The organism is Streptomyces actuosus (genome assembly GCF_016921115.1).
Classification (GTDB): Bacteria; Actinomycetota; Actinomycetes; order Streptomycetales; family Streptomycetaceae; genus Streptomyces; species Streptomyces actuosus_A.
Window position 1 is genome coordinate 1 of record NZ_JAFFZS010000003.1, and the last position, 20,998, is coordinate 20,998.

General features: G+C 72.8%; 18 protein-coding genes and 3 pseudogenes. 11 read left to right on the forward strand and 10 right to left on the reverse strand.

The window, feature by feature from the left end; genetic code table 11:
- Positions 1-858 precede the first annotated feature (858 nt).
- Complete coding sequence (locus tag JS756_RS36555) at positions 859-1,149, forward strand: hypothetical protein (RefSeq protein ID WP_240203315.1); 291 nt, start codon at positions 859-861, stop codon at positions 1,147-1,149.
- A 30-nt stretch (positions 1,150-1,179) separates the two neighbouring features.
- Here JS756_RS36555 and JS756_RS05085 read toward each other — a convergent pair whose 3' ends face one another.
- Positions 1,180-2,523 (reverse strand): esterase-like activity of phytase family protein, encoded by a 1,344-nt coding sequence (locus tag JS756_RS05085; protein WP_205381724.1) that lies wholly within the window; start codon positions 2,521-2,523, stop codon positions 1,180-1,182.
- Positions 2,524-3,009: 486 nt separating this feature from the next.
- Here JS756_RS05085 and JS756_RS05090 point away from each other — a divergent pair, with 486 nt between their 5' ends.
- On the forward strand, positions 3,010-3,192 hold the full coding sequence (locus tag JS756_RS05090; RefSeq protein WP_205381725.1) for a tail-anchor membrane protein: 183 nt from the start codon (positions 3,010-3,012) through the stop codon (positions 3,190-3,192).
- A gap of 203 nt (positions 3,193-3,395) precedes the next feature.
- On the opposite strand, the gene JS756_RS05095 is transcribed toward JS756_RS05090, so the two are convergent.
- A complete protein-coding gene (locus JS756_RS05095) occupies positions 3,396-4,247 on the reverse strand; it encodes a hypothetical protein (RefSeq protein ID WP_205381726.1) in 852 nt (283 codons plus the stop codon).
- 543 nt (positions 4,248-4,790) lie between these two features.
- On the opposite strand from JS756_RS05095, the gene JS756_RS05100 reads away from it, so the two are divergent.
- Positions 4,791-5,687: an oxygenase MpaB family protein gene (locus JS756_RS05100; protein WP_205381727.1), complete on the forward strand. Its 897-nt coding sequence runs from the start codon at positions 4,791-4,793 to the stop codon at positions 5,685-5,687.
- A gap of 43 nt (positions 5,688-5,730) precedes the next feature.
- Positions 5,731-6,027: pseudogene (locus tag JS756_RS05105) on the forward strand (alpha/beta fold hydrolase); the annotation flags it as partial.
- A 3-nt stretch (positions 6,028-6,030) separates the two neighbouring features.
- Here the strand turns inward: JS756_RS05105 and JS756_RS05110 are convergent.
- Positions 6,031-6,630 carry a class I SAM-dependent methyltransferase gene (locus JS756_RS05110; protein ID WP_205381728.1) on the reverse strand — a complete coding sequence of 200 codons (600 nt, stop codon included), beginning with the start codon at positions 6,628-6,630 and terminating at the stop codon, positions 6,031-6,033.
- Between the two features lie 152 nt (positions 6,631-6,782).
- Between JS756_RS05110 and JS756_RS05115 the strand changes: the two are divergent.
- The 4 genes and pseudogenes from JS756_RS05115 to JS756_RS05130 form a co-directional block, all read left to right on the forward strand.
- Positions 6,783-7,154 (forward strand): annotated as a pseudogene (locus JS756_RS05115) (MHYT domain-containing protein); the annotation flags it as partial.
- A gap of 130 nt (positions 7,155-7,284) precedes the next feature.
- Positions 7,285-7,722 carry a roadblock/LC7 domain-containing protein gene (locus tag JS756_RS05120; protein ID WP_205381730.1) on the forward strand — a complete coding sequence of 146 codons (438 nt, stop codon included), beginning with the start codon at positions 7,285-7,287 and terminating at the stop codon, positions 7,720-7,722.
- Positions 7,723-7,735: 13 nt separating this feature from the next.
- Positions 7,736-8,137, forward strand: a pseudogene (locus JS756_RS05125) (DUF742 domain-containing protein); the annotation flags it as partial.
- 260 nt (positions 8,138-8,397) lie between these two features.
- Positions 8,398-9,003 (forward strand): GTP-binding protein, encoded by a 606-nt coding sequence (locus tag JS756_RS05130; RefSeq protein ID WP_205381732.1) that lies wholly within the window; start codon positions 8,398-8,400, stop codon positions 9,001-9,003.
- Between the two features lie 15 nt (positions 9,004-9,018).
- Here JS756_RS05130 and JS756_RS05135 read toward each other — a convergent pair whose 3' ends face one another.
- Positions 9,019-9,447, reverse strand: a complete 429-nt coding sequence (locus JS756_RS05135; protein ID WP_205381733.1) for a PPOX class F420-dependent oxidoreductase — start codon at positions 9,445-9,447, stop codon at positions 9,019-9,021.
- Between the two features lie 94 nt (positions 9,448-9,541).
- On the opposite strand from JS756_RS05135, the gene JS756_RS05140 reads away from it, so the two are divergent.
- Both JS756_RS05140 and JS756_RS05145 read left to right on the forward strand, forming a co-directional pair.
- Positions 9,542-9,955 (forward strand): roadblock/LC7 domain-containing protein, encoded by a 414-nt coding sequence (locus JS756_RS05140; protein ID WP_205381734.1) that lies wholly within the window; start codon positions 9,542-9,544, stop codon positions 9,953-9,955.
- A gap of 134 nt (positions 9,956-10,089) precedes the next feature.
- Positions 10,090-10,992 carry a DUF6397 family protein gene (locus tag JS756_RS05145; protein WP_240203316.1) on the forward strand — a complete coding sequence of 301 codons (903 nt, stop codon included), beginning with the start codon at positions 10,090-10,092 and terminating at the stop codon, positions 10,990-10,992.
- A 1-nt stretch (position 10,993) separates the two neighbouring features.
- Here the strand turns inward: JS756_RS05145 and JS756_RS05150 are convergent, their stop codons facing one another.
- Together JS756_RS05150 and JS756_RS05155 are read right to left on the reverse strand one after the other, a co-directional pair.
- Positions 10,994-11,860: an acyl-CoA thioesterase gene (locus JS756_RS05150; RefSeq protein WP_205381735.1), complete on the reverse strand. Its 867-nt coding sequence runs from the start codon at positions 11,858-11,860 to the stop codon at positions 10,994-10,996.
- 19 nt (positions 11,861-11,879) lie between these two features.
- Positions 11,880-14,393: a DEAD/DEAH box helicase gene (locus JS756_RS05155; RefSeq protein WP_205381736.1), complete on the reverse strand. Its 2,514-nt coding sequence runs from the start codon at positions 14,391-14,393 to the stop codon at positions 11,880-11,882.
- 145 nt (positions 14,394-14,538) lie between these two features.
- Here JS756_RS05155 and JS756_RS05160 point away from each other — a divergent pair, with 145 nt between their 5' ends.
- Positions 14,539-15,333 carry a metal-dependent hydrolase gene (locus JS756_RS05160; RefSeq protein ID WP_205381737.1) on the forward strand — a complete coding sequence of 265 codons (795 nt, stop codon included), beginning with the start codon at positions 14,539-14,541 and terminating at the stop codon, positions 15,331-15,333.
- Between the two features lie 23 nt (positions 15,334-15,356).
- Here the strand turns inward: JS756_RS05160 and JS756_RS05165 are convergent, their stop codons facing one another.
- From JS756_RS05165 to JS756_RS05180, 4 genes are all read right to left on the reverse strand, one after another.
- Positions 15,357-15,608 (reverse strand): type B 50S ribosomal protein L31, encoded by a 252-nt coding sequence (locus JS756_RS05165; RefSeq protein WP_205381738.1) that lies wholly within the window; start codon positions 15,606-15,608, stop codon positions 15,357-15,359.
- A 44-nt stretch (positions 15,609-15,652) separates the two neighbouring features.
- Positions 15,653-16,129, reverse strand: a complete 477-nt coding sequence (locus tag JS756_RS05170; RefSeq protein WP_205381739.1) for a DUF5709 domain-containing protein — start codon at positions 16,127-16,129, stop codon at positions 15,653-15,655.
- Between the two features lie 915 nt (positions 16,130-17,044).
- On the reverse strand, positions 17,045-18,826 hold the full coding sequence (locus JS756_RS05175; RefSeq protein ID WP_205381740.1) for an ABC transporter ATP-binding protein: 1,782 nt from the start codon (positions 18,824-18,826) through the stop codon (positions 17,045-17,047).
- The gene (locus tag JS756_RS05180) at positions 18,823-20,751 is read right to left on the reverse strand and encodes an ABC transporter transmembrane domain-containing protein (protein ID WP_205381741.1); all 1,929 of its coding nucleotides are present in this window, start codon (positions 20,749-20,751) and stop codon (positions 18,823-18,825) included. Before JS756_RS05180 ends, JS756_RS05175 begins: the two co-directional genes overlap by 4 nt.
- Between the last annotated feature and the right edge of the window lie 247 nt (positions 20,752-20,998).

The following is a 20,998-nucleotide window of genomic DNA, read 5'->3' on the forward strand; positions in this document are numbered from 1 at the left end:
CCGAACTTGCCGCCTGGCAGCAGCAGACCAACAGCGACCAACGCCAAGTCGACTGGCACTTCACCACCGACGACGCACGCGTGAAACTGCGCCACCTCTACCCAACATCACAGCAAAAATAAGCCGCAACAATCTACTAGTGCGTGCGAACGTCCCACCCGCCCCACGGCGCCCGGCAAGCGCTCTCACCGCATCGCCGGGACCGCCCGCGCGGGCCCGTACGAGAGCGACGGCCACCGCGCGCTCGCCTGCGCCGGACGCCGCGGGGCCCGGCCTCCGCGGCGGCGCCACGCGGGCGTCGTTCCCCGGCGCCGGGACCGTGGGCGCCCGTCGGCGCGTCCACGGCCCTGGTGCCCCGGGCCACCTGCCATGCCGTCCGGGCTGTGAGGGACCGTCGCAGGGCGGAGCCGGCCGCGTGCCGGATCGGTGCTGGTAGGGCGGCAACGCGATGCGCTGCCGTGCCGGGCGTCGCCCGGCCGGTGACAGCTGCCGGTCGTCGCGCCGCCGATGCCGACAGCGCCACCGGCGCCACCCGACCCGCAGGCCCCCGACCGGTCGGGGGGCGAAGCGCGCAGCACGGAATGCTCCGGAATCGTGCCGTCCATACCGTGATCCGGTCCCGGTGTCCCGGCTTCCGTGCGCCGGTCGCACCCTGCGCGGCTCACGGCGACCCTGGAGGGCATGAGCCTGCCGCCGGTACCGCCCAGGCCGCCCGGGCCGCCGAACGACACGCCGCCCCCGGGCGGAGGCTCGGGACCGCCGCCCGAACCACCCGACGGCACCGGAGGGGGCTACGGCCCCTCTCCGAGGGGCGACCGGGGGCCCGGCGGTCACCGGAACCGGAGCCTGCTGTTCGGGATGACCGTGCTGGTGGCCGCCGGTGCGGTCGTCCTCGTCGTCCTCATGGGGTCGTCGGGCGGCGACTCGCCCGGCGACCGGCCCTCCGGCGGGAACGGTTCGAGTAGCACGCCGGCTCCGTCGTTCAGCATCCCGACGGCATGGCCCAGCGAACTGCCCGCCGCGGTGCCGTCGCTGCCGTCGCAGGTCCCGACCGAGCTGCCGAGCGGGCTGCCCAGCTGGCTGGAGTCACTGATCGCCTCCCCGGCGGACCAGCCGGGTCGGGCGGCGGGAGAGGGCGCCCTGGGGTAGAGGCCCCGCGGAACGCGCACGCGCCACTGATCAGAAGGAGCCCCGCGGCAGACGCACGTACGTCACCGTCGTCTCGGCGCCGCTGTCCACCAGCCGGCCCTGCGCGTCGAACGCGCCGGTCCCGTCCGTCATCCCGAAGTCGTTGTCGTTGATCAGGGCGAGCGTGTCGCGACCCACGCGCGCGACGCCCTCGATCTTGCCCGGCACCCCGGGGACCTTGCCCAGGTCGACCACCAGCCGCTTCGTCAGCACCGGCACGCCGGACGCCGCGGGGTCGGCCAGCTGCTCCAGCGACGGCGACGTGGCGTCGTCGTCCCAGCGTCCACCGAGGACGTCCGCGTGGTGGTCCAGGCGCACCACGTGCAGCCGCGCGGCCCGGTCGGTGCGCTCCTCCACCAGCAGTCCGTCCCCGCCCACCGCTACCACGGAGGAGATCTTCAGCTCGGAGGTGTCGTCCTCGCCCGGATCGACGACGTCCACCGGGTCGAAGCGGTACACGTACTCGGCCGTGACCGCCTTCTTCCGCGGCGAGAAGCGCAGCAGCCGGGTGTTGCGGGACGCCTTCCCCGCATCCGTGTCCGGCAGGGACAGCGGGCTCTGCATCGCCATCACCAGGTCGCCGCACGGCAGTTGGGCGAGCCCTTCGAGACCGCGGTTGGCCTTCCGGTGCAGGAGCACTGCCGGCAGCGCCTCCACGACCGGGTAGTCGGTGCCCGTGAGGTTCAGTCCCTCGGGGACGTACCGGGCGAGCACCTTCCCGCGCGCGGAGAGGTGCACCAGGGACGGGCCGTACTCGTCGACCAGCCAGAAGCTGCCGTCCTTCGCCCGCACGATCCCCTCGGCGTCCAGGCCGTCGGGGTCGTAGTCGAGCGCCGTTCGGGCGTCGAAGGAGTACGGCGCCTCGTCGCGGCCCTGCTGGTTGGGCAGGCCCGTGACCGGCTTGCCCGACGACGTGGTCAGCGGGATGGCCTGCAGGACCCGCACCGTGTCCCCGGTCACGCGGATCTTCACGATCGCCGGGTCGAAGCCGGGCACGGGGAACGTGCGGCGCTTGCTGCCGTCCACCTTGATCTGGCCGTTGGGACCGCGGTCCGTGATGGTCCAGAACTCGCCCCTGGCCCCCGCCGGGTACATGTCGCTGCCGATTCCACCGAGGTCCACGCCGTGATCGTCGTCCACCGTGCCCGGCAACAGGGCGTTGCTGAAGTCCCCCAGAGGGATGTCGCCGAGCGTGGCGGTACGGATGACGTGCGCCGACCCGGACGGGGCGGCCATGGTCGGCGCAGCCGCGCCGAGGGCGCCCAGCAGGGCGAGGGGGACGGCCGCTGCGACGGAGCGCTGGACGCGGCGACGGCCGGGTACGTGCGGGGACATCGGGGCCTCCTGAAGGCGTGATCACTGACAGCGGCCAGATTCGGTCCCCGTGCGGAACGCCGTACAACCCTCGGATGAACTGGGGACGGCGACCGCTCGTCGAGCCGGGGCTCAGGGGGCGGCCGCGCCCCCGGAGCGCACGGCACCGGGCTCACGGCCCCCTCCGCGCCGTGGGCGGCCGTGCGCGGGGAGAGAGGGCCGGGGCAGCGCCTTCGAGCGCGACCGCCGGGCGAGGCGCGCGGAAGCTGCCGCCCGGCCCGGCGGGACCGCATACTCGAGGCGTGAACGGGGCGTGGCGGCCTCACCGTGTCGTCGATCCACGGCTCCGGCAGGGTCGCGGGTCGCCCTGCCGCCCGGCCGGGCCGTCTCCCGGACACCTAGGGGTCGGGCTTCAGGGGTCTGTCAGGGTCGCCGTCCGGAACCGCGGGAAGCGCAGGGCCGTTCTCACAACAGACAGCGGCACAGGCCGCGAAGGAGGCGACGCACATGTCGAAGAACGCGAAGATCGCCGCAGGCGGTGTGGTGGTCGGGCTCCTGTTGTTGATCTGGCTGCCGTGGTGGGCTGCGCTCCTGATAGTGCTGGGTGTCCCGGCCGCCGCCTACCTGGCGCTCGACCCGTCGCAGCGGCGCAGGCTGCGCCGGGCCACGCGCAAGGAGCTGGGCCGCTGAGGCGCCCCCCACCTCGGAGACCCTGCCCCGTTCACCGAGCGAACCGGGTACGTCACCGTCCGCGGGCCCGACGAGAACGTGGCCCGCGGGCGGTAGCGCACCCCTCTCCCGACGGGCCGCCTGCGCGCTGACCGGCGAGCGGCGCCTCGGCCGGCGGCTCCGGAGCGGGACCTCGGCCTGCGCCCGCCCGCCGGACACCCCTGTCAGTTCGGGCGTACCGCCATCTTGTCGAGCGCCTCCAGCAGGGCCGGCAGCTCCGGCCCGCGGCCGACGGGAAGCACTTCACCGGGCTCGTCGTCGAGCAGCACGAAGGCGATGTCGTCGGTTCTGGCCACCAGTGACCAGCCGGGCCCGTCGGCGCGCAGCGTCCGCGCCTCGCCGGGAGCGAACGACGACCGCACCCGACCCAGGGGCGGCGGTGTCTCCAGGTAGGCGCGGACTTCCGCGAGGACACGGCGGACCCCGCCGCTTCCGCCCGGCGCGGACGCCGCCTCCTCGCCCGTCGACTCCACCCCGGGAACGGCTTCCGGGGCGCCGGCGACGACGAAGGAGGACTCGTCGACCTGGCCCCGCCACGTCGACCACTGCACCGCGATCTCGTCGGCCCCCAGCCGCCGCTGGGCCGGCCCCCATCCCGAGGTGTCCGGGGGCGACAGCGCCGGCCCGATCCCCGCTTCAGGCTCGGGATCGGGATCATGGGGTGCGGGGAGGCCGGGCGCCGCGACGGCGACGGCCAGCGGCCAGCCGGGCAGAGCGGTGACGACCGAGCGCTCGTCCGGCGACAGGTCGTACTCCATGCCGCAGTCCCACGACGCGATGGCCACGGCCACCAGCGACACGTCGTCCGTGACGACCGTCCACCGGGCGCCGGCACCGTCCTGGCCCAGCACCAGACCGTAGCCGTCGGTGAGCGGCGCCAGACCGAGGGCCGCGCAGGCCTGCGGGTAGTCGTCACCCAGCACGCTCGGGAACTGCGCCGGTGTCACCAGCACCGCCGTGAGCACATAGAGCGCGTCGTCGTCTGCGATGACGGCGTCCTCCTCCGTCCCGGCCATCCCAGCCTCCCATGGGTTCGTCCAACGGCGCGCACCCTAATGCGACTGCAAGCTGCTTGTCACGACTCCCCACCACGGTCGGAGCTGCGGTTCTCCTCCCGGGCAGGGGCGCGACGAACGTGCGCGCGACGCCCCGGGCCCGCCATGTCCGGTCCGTCCCGCCGGCAGGCTGCGCCCGCCGTGCCGTCGGAACCCGGCGCCGGGCAGTGCGGCGGGCGACGGCTTCCGCGGCGGGGCGCGTCGGCCCGCCGGCCCGAGGGCGGCGCGTCCCGCCGGCACCCGGCCGGCGCGGCCCCGTCGCCCCTGTCCTGGGCGCTGCCCGGGTAGGAAGCGCGTGCCCGGATGATCTCGAACCTGGGGCGCCGGGCGCGGGTCCGGCCGGCGGGGCCGCGCCCGTGTGCCGGAGAAGTCCCGGGCGGGGCACGCGCATCCGCTGCACCGCGCTCGCCCCGGACCGTGGTGCTGTTCCCCCCGCCGTTCGGGCATCTCCCGCCCCTGACAGTAGAGTTGCGGCCTCGGCGTCATAAGAAGGGGGACAGTGCGGTGAAGCGCTTCGAACGACTCGCACAGATCCGGCGGATGGACCCGCACGGCGAAGCGTCCGAGATCTACCGCCTCACCTCGGCCTACGAATTCCCCTGGGACTTCACCCGAGCCCTGGAGCTCGCGCTGTACCGCACCTACGCCGTGCCCAGCATCGGTCGGCTGCTCGCCGAGACGGCCGAGCTGACCGACCGTACGCAGAAGCGGTACGACGACACGTCCCTGCTGCTCGATGCCGTCGTCGAGCACGGTTTCGACAGTATCCAGGGTCGTACGGCGATCCGCCGCATCAACCAGATGCACCGCAGCTATGACATCGGCAACGACGACATGCGGTACGTGCTGTGCACCTTCGTGGTGATGCCCAAGCGGTGGATCGACGCCTACGGGTGGCGGAGGCTGTCGCACCACGAGGTCGTCGCCTGCTCCGTCCACTACCGCACGCTGGGGCAGCACATGGGCATCAAGGACATCCCGCAGTCCTACGAGGAGTTCGAGGCGTGCCTCGACGCCTACGAGGAGTCCCACTTCGCCTGGGACGAGGAGGCGCGCCGTGTCTCGGACGCGACCCTCACGCTGATGGGCTCCTGGTATCCGCGCGCCCTCGCCCCCCTTCTGCGCACCGCGACGCTGGCCCTGCTCGACGACCCGCTCCTGCGGGCCTTCCGCTACTCGCCGCCCGACCCCGCCGTCCGTGCCCTCGTGCGCAGGGCGGTCCGGATGAGGGGGCGTGCGGTCCGCCTGCTTCCGCCGCGGCGCGCCCCGCACTTCGCACGGCAGAACTGGGAGATCAAGAGCTATCCGGACGGCTACCGGCTGAACGACCTGGGTACCCGTCCGGTTCCCGGAGTGCAGGGTTGCCCCGTGCGGGGTGCGGACGGGTCACCCGCCCAGTGAGGCGAGGGTGTCGCGCAGCCAGGTGAGCTCGGCGCGTGACGTCGCCCGCGCAATGGACGTCGGCCCCGTGTGGGCCGCCACCATGCGTCCGGCCGACCCGCGCGGACTGCACCGCAGCGCCGTCCGCCTCCGGCAGGGCTCCGACCCGATCATGCACAGCCTCCTGGAGGCGCTGACGATCGACCGGGTCTACCTCCAGGGCGAGCACAGCGGCGCGCTCGCCGGCGAGCAGGCCCTCCGGGCGGCGGGCGTTCGGGTGATCACCGTTCCCGGCGCCGGTCACAATGTCATGTTCGACAATCCCGACGCCTTCGCCGCCGCCGTAGCCGGGCAGTTCTGAAGGTCACCCCTCCCGTAGGGCCAGTGCCAGGAACCGGTCGTCCCGGTCGGCGTACGACGTCATGCGCCACCCGGAGCGAGCCAGTAGGGGACGGAGGTTGGGTTCCGCGCGCAGGTCGTCCGGGGTGATCTGCCGCCCCTGCCGGGCCGCGAGCGCCGCCCTGCCGATGGGGTGGAACAGCGCCAGGACGCCGCCGGGCCGTACCACGCGTGCCAGCTCGCGCAGGTTCGTCGCCAGGCGCGGCAGATGCGCGACGAGCCCGGCGGCGAACACCGCGTCGAGCGCCCCTGAGCGCACGGGCAGCGCGGTGACGTCGGCGAGCAGCAACCGCCCGTCCCGGTCACGGCCCGCCCGTACCGCGGCCTGCAGCATGGCCGGGGTGAGGTCGGCGCCCAGTACCGTGCCCGACGGACCGACGGCCGCGCGCAGCGGTGGCAGCGCCCGTCCCGTGCCGCAGCCGGCGTCGAGCACCCGGTCGCCCTCGTGCAGGCCCAGCTCGGCGACGGCCGCCGCGTAGGCCGGGCCGTCGTCCGGGAACCGGCTGTCCCAGTCGGCCGCACGTGCGGTGAAGAACTCCTGGACGCGTGTGTGGTCGTCGCTCATGCACCGAATGATCCCTCACCGACATGGATGACGCCTGTGTGCACATGCTCGGGTCAGGTCCGATCGCTTCGGCGCGCAGGCGCGTCACATTCCGACAGCTTTCGAAATGCGCCCCCTTCGTGCGCCCCTGCTCCCACTAGCGTCCCGGGGCCATGGGACACCTGGACCACGCCACGTTCGGCTCGCTGACTCCCGTGCTGTCGTTCGTGATGGTGTCCGCGGGTGCCGCTCTGGGCCTGCGCCGCGCCGTGCGCGGGCTCGGCTCGACCGGGCGTGCCCGCCGTGATCGGCCTCTCACGGCCGCTTCGGCGATCGCCACCGGGATCTGGACCGTGCACTTCGTCGCCATGCTCGGGTTCGCCGTCAGCGGCACCGCCATCCGCTACGACGTGCCCCTGACCGTCCTGAGCCTGCTCGTCGCCGTGATCGTCGTCTGCACGGGCGTCTCAGCCTTCGGTTGCGGCCGCGACCGCACGCGCGCGCTGCTGGTCGGTGGACCGACCACGGGACTGGGTGTCGCGACCGGCGCACCCTCGACCTCGCCCGCGACCGCATGACCGCCCACCGCGACGGCTGGACACGGGGCGGTGGCAGACCACCGGGCGGCGGCACCGCCCCCGCGCCCGGCGGCGGCAGCACCGAAGGAGACCCCGCATGACGGACGACCCCGACACCAGGGCGGCCCAGCTCTCCGGCGAACTGGACTGGTTGCTGGACGACTTGGTCACCCGCGCGAGCGATGTGCGCCACGTGGTGGTGCTGTCCGGCGACGGGCTCGCCATCGGCTCCTCCACCGGCCTCGGCCGCGAGGACGCCGAGCACCTCGCCGCGGTCGCCTCCGGCTTCCACAGTCTGGCCAAGGGCGCGGGCCGACACTTCGGTGCCGGCGGCGTCCGCCGGACGGTGGTGGAGATGGACGGCGGGTTCCTCTTCGTGGCCGCCGTCGGCGGCGGATCCTGCCTCGCCGTCCTCACGGCCGTGACCGCCGACATCGGCCTGGTCGCCTACGAGATGGCTCGGCTGGTCAAGCGCGTCGGGGAGCATCTGCACGCACCGTCACGCTCCGCCGCGCGCCCACCGGCACGCGGATGACAGGGCGTTCCGCATGACCGTGCCCCCGCACGGCGACCCACCCGGGACGGGCAGCCTGCGGTACGACCGTCGGGCGGGCCCGCTCGTCCGGCCCTACGCCCTGACCGGCGGCCGTACCCGGTCCGGCCGCGAGAACGCGCGGTTCGACCTGATCGCGCTCGTCGCGCGGGACCCGGCAGCGCTGCGACCGGACCACCCGGCGATCGGGCCGGAACACCGCACCCTGACGGGCCTGTGCCGCACGGGGACCCGGACCGTGGCGGAACTCGCCGCGGACACCGACCTGCCGCTGGGCGTGGTCAGGGTGCTCCTCGGCGACTTGCTGGAGCTGGGCCGCGTCGCCGTCAACGCCCCCGTGCAACCCGCACGGCTCCCGGACGAACGGATCCTGCGTGACGTCATCGACGGCCTGCGGGGCCCGGCGGACGAGCGGGACCCGTCCGGGCGGGGACGAACGGGTACGGCAAGGAATCGCAGCGGAGCGACCGCGGAACAGTCGCGAAGCGCCCGGATCGGACGAATACCGGTCCGAGCCTTCGAAACGGGCACGCGATTGCCATCATGACGACTTCGCACACACGTGTCGGCACAGCACACACACGCGCACGGGCCCGGCACGGCGCAGAGGCCTACCGACGCCGACCGGTTTCCGGCACTCCCCGAGAGAAGTGAACGATGGTCTCCGAACACTCCGACGCCACCGGCGGCGACCAGGCCGCCCTGGCCCTGAAGATCCTGGTCGCCGGCGGATTCGGCGTCGGCAAGACGACCCTCGTGGGCGCGGTCAGCGAGATCAGACCGCTGCGCACCGAGGAACTGCTCAGCGAGGCGGGCCGGTGGATGGACGACACCGGCGGGCTGGACGGGAAGACCACGACGACCGTCGCCATGGACTTCGGCCGCATCACCATCCGCGCCGGCCTGTCGCTGTACCTGTTCGGCACTCCCGGCCAGGACCGCTTCTGGTTCCTGTGGGACGAACTGGCGCAGGGAGCCCTCGGCGCCGTGGTGCTCGCCGACACCCGCCGCCTGGAGGACAGCTTCCCGGCGGTGGACTACTTCGAGCACCGGCACGTTCCGTTCGTCGTGGCCGTCAACTGCTTCGCCGGGAACCGCACCCACGCCGCCCGCGAGGTCGCTCGAGCCCTCGACCTCGACGACGGCACCCCCGTGGTGCTCTGCGACGCCCGGGACCGCAATTCGAGCAAGGAGGTACTGATCAGCCTGGTGGAGTACGCCGGCCGCATGCACACCGCCCGACTGCTGGACTCCGTGGGCTGAGGGATCCCGCGCGGGTCAGTCCGCCACGGCCTTCTGCGCCAGCACCCGGTCCACGGCGACCCGCACCAGGAACTCGCCCGGTACGCCGTTGCGGGCCCCGAACTCCTCGGCACGATCCTCGCCCATGTACCGGGCGCCGATGCGGGTGGCCCAGGCCCGCAGTTCGCCGAGGTCCTCCGAGACCCGGGCCCGGCCCTGCAGCACCACGAAGCCGTAGGGCGGCCGGTCGTCGTCCACGCAGAGGGCGACCCGGCCGTCCCGGACCAGATTCCGGCCCTTGACGCTCTCCTTGTGGGTGTTGAACACGACCTCGTCCCCGTCGAGGAGGAACCAGATCGGTGTCACATGCGGGCTGCCGTCCGCCCTGACGGTGGACAGCTTGCCGGTTCGGGTGCCGTACGAGACGAACTCCCGCCATTCCGCGTCGGTCATCTTCTCTGCCATGTCCCCATCCTCCTTGCCCGGGGCCCGGTCCTGGGGAAGGCTGGCGGGGGAAGTCCCCCGGCCCGGGGGAGACCTCACACGGGGAGATGTGAACATGGCGCACCACCAGGGCCTCGGCTGGCTGCTGGACGATCTGACCGAGCGCGTCGACCATGTGCGGTACGCCCTGGTCCTGTCCAACGACGGACTGGTGACCGGGGCGAGTACGGGCCTGGAGCGCGAGGACGCCGAGCATCTGGCGGCCGTCTCCTCGGGCCTGCACAGCCTCGCCAAGGGCTCGGGACGGCACTTCGGGGCGGGCGGAGTGCGCCAGACGATGATCGAGTTCGACGACGCGGTGCTCTTCGTCACCGCCGCGGGGGCCGGCAGCTGCCTGTGCGTGCTCAGCGGCGCGCAGGCCGACTTCGGGCAGATCGCCTACGAGATGGCCCTCCTGGTCAATCGGGTCGGAGAACATCTCGACGTGGATGCCCGGCGCCCGGCGCACGACCCTCTGGCAGATCTCTGACAGGCCTCTGACCTGCGCTCCTGCTCATCCCGGGAGTTTTCCACAGGCTGCCACGAGATCGGCGGACGCGGCTACGGTGGAGTCACGGCGAGCGCAGAGCGCGCGAGCCGGTGACTCCACGGGGGAGACAGGCCATGTCACGCGACACTCTCATGTCCGAGCACCAGCCGTCCCGCGCTCCGAGCCGCGCCGCGCGGGAACTGGGTCTGAAGCGCGCCGATTTCGACCTCGCCGTGCATCTCGGCAGGATCCGCACCGTGCCCGACGAGGGAGGCGGTGGCCGCCGCGTCCTCCTCGCCGAGATCGAACGCCTGCGGGCCCAGGACGGGTTTCCCGGCGCGTTGCACCAGCGCATCAGGACGGTGGGCACCAAGCACGGTGCCGCGCTGATGGACGTGACGCCCACCAGGTTCACCCGGCTGGCCCGCCTGGGTGCGGTGGTCCCGGTGCGCTTCGCCATCAACCGCTACCGAGCCGTTGTCTGGATGTACATGGTTGATGAACTGCGGCAGTTCGCCGCGGACCGGAACAACGCGCCCCTGCTGAACGGCCGCATGCCCGGGGACCTGCGCGAGAAACTGGCGGACGGCGCGGATCTGCGGCCCCGCAACTGGCGCGGACGGCACCTCGGATTCCTGCTGCGCCAGGCGGCCGGGCCCTGGCAGCGCGCCGGAGCCGTGGCCGCTCTCCTCGATACCGCCCGGATCACCGAAGCGGTTCCTGATCCCGCCGAGCGCGCACACCTGCACCGTTTCCGCCCCGGCCCACCGGGCCACGGAGCCCCGGGATCACCCGCGGCGGAGCTGTCCGCGCGGCTCACGACCGCGGACGACGGGGAGGAGATCGCCTGGCTCCGCGCGGATTTGACGCAGGCACTGGACCAGGCCCGGGCGCGGCAGCCCGCGCCGTGCCCGCCCGCCGGGCCGACCCGGACCGACCCCGCCCCGCAGCCGGCCGTGCGCTCGGCCGCAGCCCCGGCCGAGCGGCCGGTACGACGCCGCAGGCTGCTGGGGCGGCTGCTGCGCACGGGGGCCTGACCTACAGCGCCCGGAACAGGCCCTCCTGCACGACGGACACCAGCAGGTGTCCCCGGCGGTCGTAGATCCGCCCGCGGGCCAGTCCCCGGCCGCCGGTGGCGATCGGCGACTCCTGGTCGTACAGGAACCACTCGTCCGTGCGGAACGGCCGATGGAACCACATGGCATGGTCCAGCGACGCCATGTCGAAGTTCCGTGACCCCCACAGCGGTTCGATCGGCAGACGCACCGCATCCAGCAGGGTCGTGTCGCTGGCGTAGGTCAACGCACAGGTGTGCACCAGCGGATCGTCGCCGAGGGGCCCGACGGCGCGCATCCACACCGCACTGCGCGGCTCGGCGTCCTTGACCTCCTCCGGGGTCCAGCGAAGCCGGTCCACATAGCGGATGTCGAAGGGCTGTCGGCGCGCCGTCCGCTCCAACCGCTCGGGCAACGCGCCCATATGCTCCCGGATCTCCTCCGTGACCGTCGGTAGGGACTCCGGGTCGGGGACCTCGCGGGCCGGTGGCAGCTGGTGCTCGAACGGCCCTTCCTCGGGCTTGTGGAAGGAGGCGGTGAGATTGAAGATCGTGCGGCCCTGCTGCACGGCGGTGACCCGGCGGGTCGTGAACGACCGCCCGTCCCGCACCCGCTCCACCTGGTACACGATCGGGACGCCCGGCCGGCCCGGGCGAAGGAAGTACGCGTGCAGGGAGTGGACCGGGCGGTCGCCCTCCGTGGTACGCCCGGCGGCGACCAGCGCCTGGCCCGCCACCTGTCCGCCGAAGACCCGTTGCAGGGACTCGTGCGGGCTGCGCCCGCGGAAGATGTTGACCTCGATCTGCTCCAGGTCGAGCAGGTCGACGAGTCTCTCGGCCGGATTCGTCATGGCTGCGCTGCTCCCGTCCTCACAGCTGGCCGACGTCGGTCACCCGGACGACCGCACGGCCTTCCGTGTCCGAGGCCGCGAGATCGACCTCCGCGCTGATGCCCCAGTCGTGGTCGCCGTTCGGGTCGTCGAAGATCTGCCGGACGCGCCACAGGCGGCTGTGCTGGTCCTCCTCGATGACCAGCAGCTTGGGGCCGCGGGCGTTCGGCCCCGTGCCCAGGTCGTCGTACTCGTCCCAGTACTTGTCCATGGCCTCGCCCCACGCGTCGGCGTCCCAACCGGAGTCGCCGTCCAGTTCGCCGAGCTCCCCCACCTGATCGAGGGCGGCGAGCTCCACGCGCCGGAACAGGGCGTTGCGCACCAGGACGCGGAAGGCCCGCGCGTTGGTGGTGACCGGCTTGACCTCGTCGGCCTTCTCCTGGGCCTCTTCCGCGGTCATCTCCTCCGGGTTGGCCAACTGCTCCCACTCGTCCAGCAGGCTGGAGTCGACCTGGCGGACCATCTCACCGAGCCACTCGATCAGATCCTGCAGGTCCTCGGACTTCAGATCGTCCGGGATGTTGTGGTCGAGGGTCTTGTAGGCGCTGGCCAGGTAGCGCAGCACGATTCCCTCGGTGCGGGCCAGTTCGTAGAAGGAGACCAGCTCCGTGAAGGACAGCGCCCGCTCGTACATGTCGCGGATCACCGACTTCGGCGACAGCGGATGGTCGCCGACCCAGGGGTGGCTCTTGCGGTAGGTGTTGTAGGCGTGGAAGAGCAGCTCCTCCAGGGGCTTGGGGTAGGTGATGTCCTGGAGGCGCTCCATGCGCTCCTCGTACTCGACCCCGTCCGCCTTCATCGCGGCCACGGCCTCACCGCGTGCCTTGTTCTGCTGGGCGGCGAGGATCTGCCGTGGATCGTCGAGCGTGGACTCCACCACGGACACCATGTCCAGGGCGTAGGAGGGCGACTCCGGATCCAGCAGGTCGAAGGCGGCCAGCGCGAACGTGGACAGCGGCTGGTTGAGCGCGAAGTCCTGCTGCAGATCGACGGTGAGCCGGACGATGCGGCCCTCGCCGTCCGGTTGGTCCAGCTTCTCCACGATGCCGCCGTCCAGCAGCGAGCGGTAGATGGCGATCGCCCGCCGGATGTGCCGCAGCTGCTGCTTGCGCGGCTCGTGGTTCTCCTCCAGCAGGTGCCGCATGGCGTCGAAGGCGTTGCCGGGCCGGGCGATGACCGCCAGCAGCATGGTGTGCGTGACCCTGAAACGGGACGTGAGCGGCTCCGGCTCGGAGGCGATGAGCTTGTCGAAGGTGTTCTCCGTCCACGCGACGAAGCCCTCCGGGGCCTTCTTGCGGACCACCTTGCGGCGCTTCTTCGGGTCGTCGCCGGCCTTGGCCAGTGCCTTCTCGTTCTCGATGACGTGCTCCGGCGCCTGTGCGACGACGAAGCCCGCCGTGTCGAAGCCCGCCCGGCCCGCCCGACCCGCGATCTGGTGGAACTCGCGGGCCCGCAGGGTTCGCACCCGGCTGCCGTCGTACTTGGTCAGCGCGGTGAACAGCACCGTGCGGATGGGCACGTTGACGCCGACGCCCAGCGTGTCGGTGCCGCAGATCACCTTCAGCAGGCCGGCCTGCGCCAGCTTCTCCACCAGGCGCCGGTACTTCGGCAGCATGCCGGCGTGGTGGACACCGATTCCGTGCCGGACGTAGCGGGAGAGGTTGCGCCCGAACTTGGTGGTGAAGCGGAAGTTGCCGATCAACTCGGCGATCCTGTCCTTCTCCTCGCGGGTGCACATGTTGATGCTCATCAGCGCCTGCGCCCGTTCCACCGCCTGCGCTTGCGTGAAGTGGACGATGTAGACCGGGGCCTGCTTGGTGTCCAGCAGGTCGGTGAGGGTCTCCGTGAGGGGCGTGTAGCGGTACTCGTAGGAGAGGGGCACGGGCCGGGTCGCGGAGCGGACCACCGCGGTGGGGCGCCCGGTGCGCCGCGTGAGGTCCTTCTCGAAGTAGCCCACGTCGCCGAGCGTGGCCGACATCAGTACGAACTGCGCCTGCGGCAGCTCCAGCAGCGGGATCTGCCAGGCCCAGCCACGGTCCGGTTCCGCGTAGAAGTGGAACTCGTCCATGACGACCTGGCCGATGTCGGCGTTCTTGCCGTCGCGCAGGGCGATCGACGCGAGCACCTCCGCCGTGCAGCAGATGACCGGGGCATCGGCGTTCACGGAGGCGTCGCCGGTCAGCATGCCGACGTTCTCCGTGCCGAACAGCTTGCACAGCTCGAAGAACTTCTCCGACACCAGTGCCTTGATCGGCGCCGTGTAGAAGGTGACCTCGTCCCGGGCCAGCGCCGCGAAGTGCGCGCCGGCCGCGATCATGCTCTTGCCGGACCCGGTGGGGGTGGACACGATCACGTTCGCACCGGAGACCACCTCGATCAGCGCCTCCTCCTGGTGGGGATAGAGCGTCAGGCCGCGCTCCTGGGCCCAGGACTCGAAGGCCTCGTAGAGGGTGTCGGGGTCGGCGGTCGGCGGCAGCTGATCGATGAGGGTCACGCCCCCATCTTGCCTGTCCGCCGGCCCGATGCGGGAATCGGATGCCCCGTGGAAGATCACGACCGCTACGCTGTGTCGCCGACCGAGGGTCAACGCCCCCGGTCGACTGATCAGCGGCATGCGAGGAATGGGGCGGGCAACAGCCATGATGGGACCAGCACACTCTCTGTCGGGGGCCGCAGCCTGGCTCGGCGTCGGAGCGGCGGCCGCCGCGGCCGGGCATCCGATGCCCTGGCCGGTCCTGCTGACCGGCGCGCTGATCTGCGCCGGCGCCGCGCTCGCACCCGACCTCGACCACAAGGCGGCCACCATCTCGCGGGCCTTCGGCCCGGTGTCGCGGTGGCTCTGCGAGATCGTCGACAAGCTGTCCTACGCGGTCTACAAGGCGACGCGCAAACCGGGCGACTCGCGTCGCTCCGGCGGTCACCGCACGCTCACGCACACCTGGGTCTGGGCGGCACTGATCGGGGCGGCTGCCTCGGGGCTGGCGGTCACCGGGGGGCGGTGGGCGGTTCTGGCGATCCTGTTCGTGCACATGGTGCTGGCCATCGAAGGCCTCCTGTGGCGGGCGGCCCGCGGTTCCAGCAGCGACGTCCTGGTGTGGCTGCTGGCCGCGACCAGCGCATGGATCATCGCCGGCGTACTGGACAAGCCGGGCAAAGGGTCGGACTGGCTGTTCACGGCGCCGGGCCAGGAGTACCTGTGGCTGGGACTGCCGATCGTCCTGGGTGCGCTGGTACACGACATCGGGGACGCGCTGACCGTCTCCGGCTGTCCGATCCTGTGGCCGATCCCGGTGGGCCGCAAGCGCTGGTACCCGCTTGGCCCGCCCAAGGGGATGAGGTTCCGCGCGGGCAGCTGGGTGGAGCTGAAGGTGCTCATGCCCGTGTTCATGGTCCTCGGCGGGGTGGGCGGAGCGGTGGCGCTCAACGTGATCTGAGCGGGCCCACCCGCGACCCCGGCCTACCTCTGGTCACCGCCGTAGCGCCGTTCGAACCGGGCGACGCGGCCCTCGGTGTCCACAGCCCGCGCCTTGCCGGTGTAGAAGGGGTGGCTCTCGGCGGAGATCTCCACGTCCACCACCGGGTAGGTCTCCCCGTCGTCCCACTCGATGGTCTCGCCGCTGGTCGCGGTGGACCGGGTGAGGAAGGCGTAGCCGGCGGCGCGGTCGCGGAACACGACGGGGTGGTAGTCGGGGTGCTTGTCCTGCTGCATGGCAGCTCCTGGGACGGGCGGGGCGGGCGGCGGGCGTACCGGCGTCAGCCCCGGTGGGAGTCGTCGTCGACGATGTGCACGGCGGCCTCCTCGGCGGAGGCGGCGGCGCCGTCGATACCGACGTCGGTGGCGACCAGTCCGGCTTCGTCATCCTCGTGGGCACCCTCGTCGGGTGCGACGAGCCGACCCGAGCGTGTGCCGCCGACCTCGTCGTCGAGCAGTTCGCCGTCGGTGTCCTGGGAGTCGCCGATGCCGTCGTCGTCCGCAGAGAGAAGGTCCGGCAGCTCCTCTGCCAGGCGCTGGTCCAGCGTCTCGCCGCGCTGCCGCTCGGCCGCCGTCACCCCCGTGTGCTCCACCGCCCAGGCTCTCTCGGGCGGGGACCAGCCACGGTCCAGGGGATCGTCGACACCGTCGTTCTCCAGTGTGTCCTCGGTGTCGAGCACCCCGGTGTCCTCCCTCTGCTCGGATCCGTCCGGCTGGTAGACGTCGTCTCCCCATCCGGATCCGTCGGCGTTGTTCACGGGTACCTCCAGGGGGTGGGGGCAGGCCCGTTCGCACCGCAGCCGGTGTCGGGCCGCCCCTGCACGGGGCGCAGGCGCCGAGTCACCGAACCGAGCGGTGCCCGGGTGCTCCCCGAGCCGGTGCCTCCTCTCAGACTTCCACCCCTGTTCGGGACCGCGCAACGGCACGGGGCCGCACCGGGGACTCCGGGTCCCGCGAGCCGGCCGCCGCACCGCACCTCACCGCACCGCCCGGGCACCGGCACGGCGGTCGGAACCGGGACCCGGCGGTTTCAGGGGCGCGCGGTCCCGGCCACCACGCCCCGGGCGGCAGTCGGCGTGCCCCCGGAGCCCGGCGTGGGCGGCAGCCCTGTCGAGGGCAGCACGGCGTGGGCAATGCCAGAGCCCTGACCTGCACAACCATCAGATGCGCGCAGCGGAGCGGGACGGACTGTCCGGGGAGAACCCGCGGTCCGCGCACGGATGGAAGCCGGAGTGTTGCGCTACGTGAGCACGAGGTGGCGAGGGTCATCGGAGAACCGGGCCCGCATGCTGCTGGACGTCGTCCGAACCGTCGTGTGACCGAGACGGCGGCCGACGCGCGCTGCGCGCCCACGCTCAAGGGGATTCAGGCCGCGCAGACGGGGGCGAAGATCGTCGCCTCGCTCCTGTGGGACGCGCCCGCTCGATTCATCGACCCGGGGTGCGTGTGGAGGCGGGCCCCGAGGCGGCGCGATCAAGGCCGGGACGACGGCGCGGTGCGCCTGCCACGTCGGGCACCCTCATGACCGCACCCGGTACCCGGTACCCGGGGCCCTCGGACGCAGGCCCTGCTGACCGGCTGGGCGGTGAGACGGAGCCGCTCCGCTCCGCGCACGCGCCCCCGACGGAACGGATCACCGGATCGGCGCCGACTCCCCGCGCATTCCCCTCCGTTCACCCGTGCCACGACCGCCACAGCGCCGCGTAGGGGCCGCCCGCCGCGACCAGGTCGTCGTGGCTGCCCAACTCGCTGATGCGGCCGTTCTCCACCACGGCGATCACGTCGGCGTCGTGCGCGGTGTGCAGCCGGTGCGCGATGGCGACGACCGTGCGGCCCTCCAGGACGCGGGCCAGGGACCGTTCCAGACGGCGGGCGGCGCGCGGATCGAGGAGCGAGGTCGCCTCGTCCAGGACCAGGGTGTGCGGGTCGGCGAGGACCAGGCGGGCGAGGGCGATCTGCTGCGCCTGGGCCGGGGTGAGCGCGACACCGCCGGAGCCGACCTCGGTCTCCAGACCGTCGTCGAGCGCCCGGGCCCAGCCGTCGGCGCCGACCGCGCCGAGAGCGGCCCACAGGTCGGTGTCCGTGGCGTGGACGGCGGCGAGCAGCAGGTTGTCCCGCAGGGAACCCACGAAGACGTGGTGCTCCTGGTTGACCAGCGCCACATGGGAGCGCACCTGCTCGGCGGTCATCCGGGACAGTTCGGCGCCACCGAGGGCGACCCTGCCGGCGCGGGGCCCGTAGACACCGGCCAGCAGCCGGCCCAGGGTGGACTTGCCCGCTCCGGACGGACCGACCAGGGCCAGGCGGGTGCCCGGCGCCACGCGGAGCGAGACCTCCCGCAACACGTCGACGCCCTCGCGGTAGCCGAAGTGCACGCCCTTCGCCAGTACCTCCCGCCCGGCCGGAGCCAGCGAGGCGTCCCCGGCATCCGGCTCGATGTCGCGGACCCCGACCAGTCGGGCCAGCGACACCTGGGCGACCTGGAGTTCGTCGTACCAGCGCAGGATGAGGTTGACCGGGTCGACGAGCATCTGCGCGATCAGTGCGGCCGTCGTCAGCTGACCGACCCCGATCCAGCCGTGCAGCACGAACACCCCGCCGACCATCAGGACCGAGCCGAGGACGACGGCGTGCACGGCGTTGACGACGGGGAAGAGCACCGACCGCAGCCACAGGGTGTACCGCTCCCATGCCGTCCACTGCCGGATCCGGTGCTCCGACAACTCGACGCGGCGGTCGCTCAGGCGGTGTGCCTCGACGGTGTGCCCGGCGTCCACGGTCTCGGCCAGCGCGGCGGCGACGGCGGCGTACCCCGCGGCCTCCGAGCGGTAGGCGGACGGGGCCCGGCGGAAGTACCAGCGGCAGCCGACGATCAGCACCGGCAGTGCCAGCAGCACCGCGGGGGCGAGCGGAGGCGCGGTCACGACGAGCCCGCCGAGCAGCAGCAGTGTCCACATCACGCCGATCGCCAGCTGCGGCACCGCCTCCCGCATGGCATTGGCCAGCCGGTCGATGTCCGTGGTGATGCGGGAGAGCAGATCACCCGTCCCCGCCCGCTCCAGCACTCCCGGCGGCAGCCCGACCGACCGCACGAGGAAGTCCTCGCGCAGGTCGGCGAGCATCCGCTCGCCCAGCATCGCCCCACGCAGCCGCACCTGCCGTACGAAGACCGCCTGGACGAGCAGCGCCGGCACGAACAGCGCGGCGACGCGTTCCGGACGGAGGTCGCCGGCCCCGGCCGCCACGCGCTCGACCAGGTCGCCGAGCAGCCACGGTCCCACCATCGACGCGACGACGGCGACCGTGTTGACGGCGATGAGGGCCGCGAAGGCACCCCGGTGCCGGCGGTACAGCTCGGCCACGTAGGCGCGCACGGTCGCCGGGGCACCGACCGGCAGCGTGCTCGCCGCCGTCGCGGCCGCCGGGTCGTACGCCGGTGGCGTCACGCCGATCATGCGGTCTCCTCGATCTCTTCGAGCCCTACGAGCTCGGGCAGTTCGGCCCGGGGCTTCAGGGTCGCTGCCCCGCGGCCGTCGCGCGGGTCGCCGTCGCGGTCGGAGGCGTCCCCGGCGGTGTCCGGGGCCGTCGCGGCGTCGGTGCCACGGGTCACGACCGCCCGGTACCGGGGCTCGGTGTCCACCAGGTCGCGGTGGGCGCCCACCACGACGACCTCGCCCTCATGGACGAGGACGACCCGGTCGGCGTGGTCCAGCAGCAGCGGGGAGGAGGCGAACACCACCGTCGTCCGGCCGTTCCGCAGGTGCCGCAGGCCCTCGGCGATGCGTGCCTCGGTGTGCGCATCGACCGCCGAGGTCGGTTCGTCCAGGACCAGCACCTCGGGGTCGGTCAGCAGGGAGCGGGCGAGTGCGAGGCGTTGGCGCTGACCGCCGGAGAGGGACCGGCCCCGCTCGGTGAGCCGGGCGTCCAGCGGGTCGGCGGCATCCGACGACCCCTGCGCGAGCGCATCCAGCACGTCGTCGCACCGGGCGGCCGTCAGCGCCTCGATGGGGCGGACCGCACCGGAGGCGGGCACGTCCAGCAGCTCGCGCACCGATCCCGACAGCAGCACGGGATCCTTGTCCTGGACCAGGACGGCCGTCCTGGCGACGTCCAGCGGGAGTTCGTCGAGGCGGACACCCCCGAGCAGGACCGACGGACCGTCCTGGGGTGCGTGGCCGCCCAGGCGCTGCGCCAGCAGCCCCGACGCGTCGGGGTCGCCGCACACCACGGCGGTCAGCAGCCCGGACGGCACGAGGAGGCCGGTGGCGGGGTCGTACAGGTCGCCGGACGGCGTCCCGGGGGTGCCCGGCCCGGTGCTGCCCGCGTCACCGGGGCCCCCGCCTGGTCCGTCGGACGCGCGGACCCGGGCACCGGACCGCTCCGTGGCCCGTTCCAGGGACAGTACGCGTGCGGCGCGTTGCGCGGAGGGCCGCGAGAACGAGTAGGCCATGGCGATCTCCTGGAAGTGCCACAGCGGGTAGTTGAGCACCATGACGGAGCTGTAGACGGTGACCAGTTCACCCACGGAGATCCGGCCCTGCCGGGCCAGGTGGATGCCGTACCAGACGACGGCGACGAGCAGCAGCCCGGGCAGCAGCACCTGGGTCGCCGCGATGAGCGACCACATCCTGGCGCTGCGTACCGCCGCCCGGCGCACTTCCTGGGACGCGCGCCGGTAGCGGTCCAGAAACAGTTCCTCGCCGCCGATGCCGCGCAGCACCCGAAGCCCGGCCACGGTGTCCGAGGCCAGCTCGGTGGCCCGGCCGGCCTTCTCGCGCTGTGCGTCGGCCCTTCGGGTGGCGTGCGGCAGCAGCGGCAGCACGGCGAGCGCCACCACGGGCAGACCGGCGGCGACGACCACGCCCAGCGCCGGCTGGTACACCAGGAGGCCGATGCCGACCGCGGCGACGGTGAGGGCGGCGGCGGTGAAGCGCGACGCCGCCTCCACGAACCACCCGATCTTCTCGACGTCGCCCGTGGACACGGCCACTACCTCACCGGCCGCGACCCGTCGTGTCAGCGCCGCACCCAGGTGTGCCGCCTTGCGGGCGAGCAGTTGCTGGACCCGGGCCGCCGCCGTGATCCAGTTCGTGACGGCGCTCCGGTGCAGGAGGGTGTCGCCGAGGGCGGTCGCCGCACTGCACAGGGCCAGCAGCCCGCCGGCCAGGGCGAGTCGGCCGCCTGAGCGGTCGACGACGGCCTGGACGGCGAAGCCGACGCAGAAGGGCAGCGCCGCCACCGCCATGAAGTGGAGCAGTCCCCAGGCCAGGGATCTGAGCTGGCCGTCCAACTGGTTCCGGCCGAGCCACCACAGGAATCGGGGACCCGAGCGTGTGTCCGGCACGCCCGGGTCGGGATACGGAAGATCTTGGATCTGCATGACGTCCCAAGCCGCTCGGGTCAGGGGTGGGTGCAAGGGGGTCCGCTGTCGGCGACAGCAAACCGTGCAAGGCTGACGGCGGAGCGTGGTCGAAATCAAACGGTTTTCCACACGTGCGTGCGCCGGTCACGGCGGGTGCACGGACCGGCGACCGGTCTCCGGCCGAAACCCGCCGTGCGAGGCGCAACCGCGCCCGTCGGAGCTGCCCCCGGGAAGCGGGCTTCCGCCCCCCGGCGCCGCCCTGCGG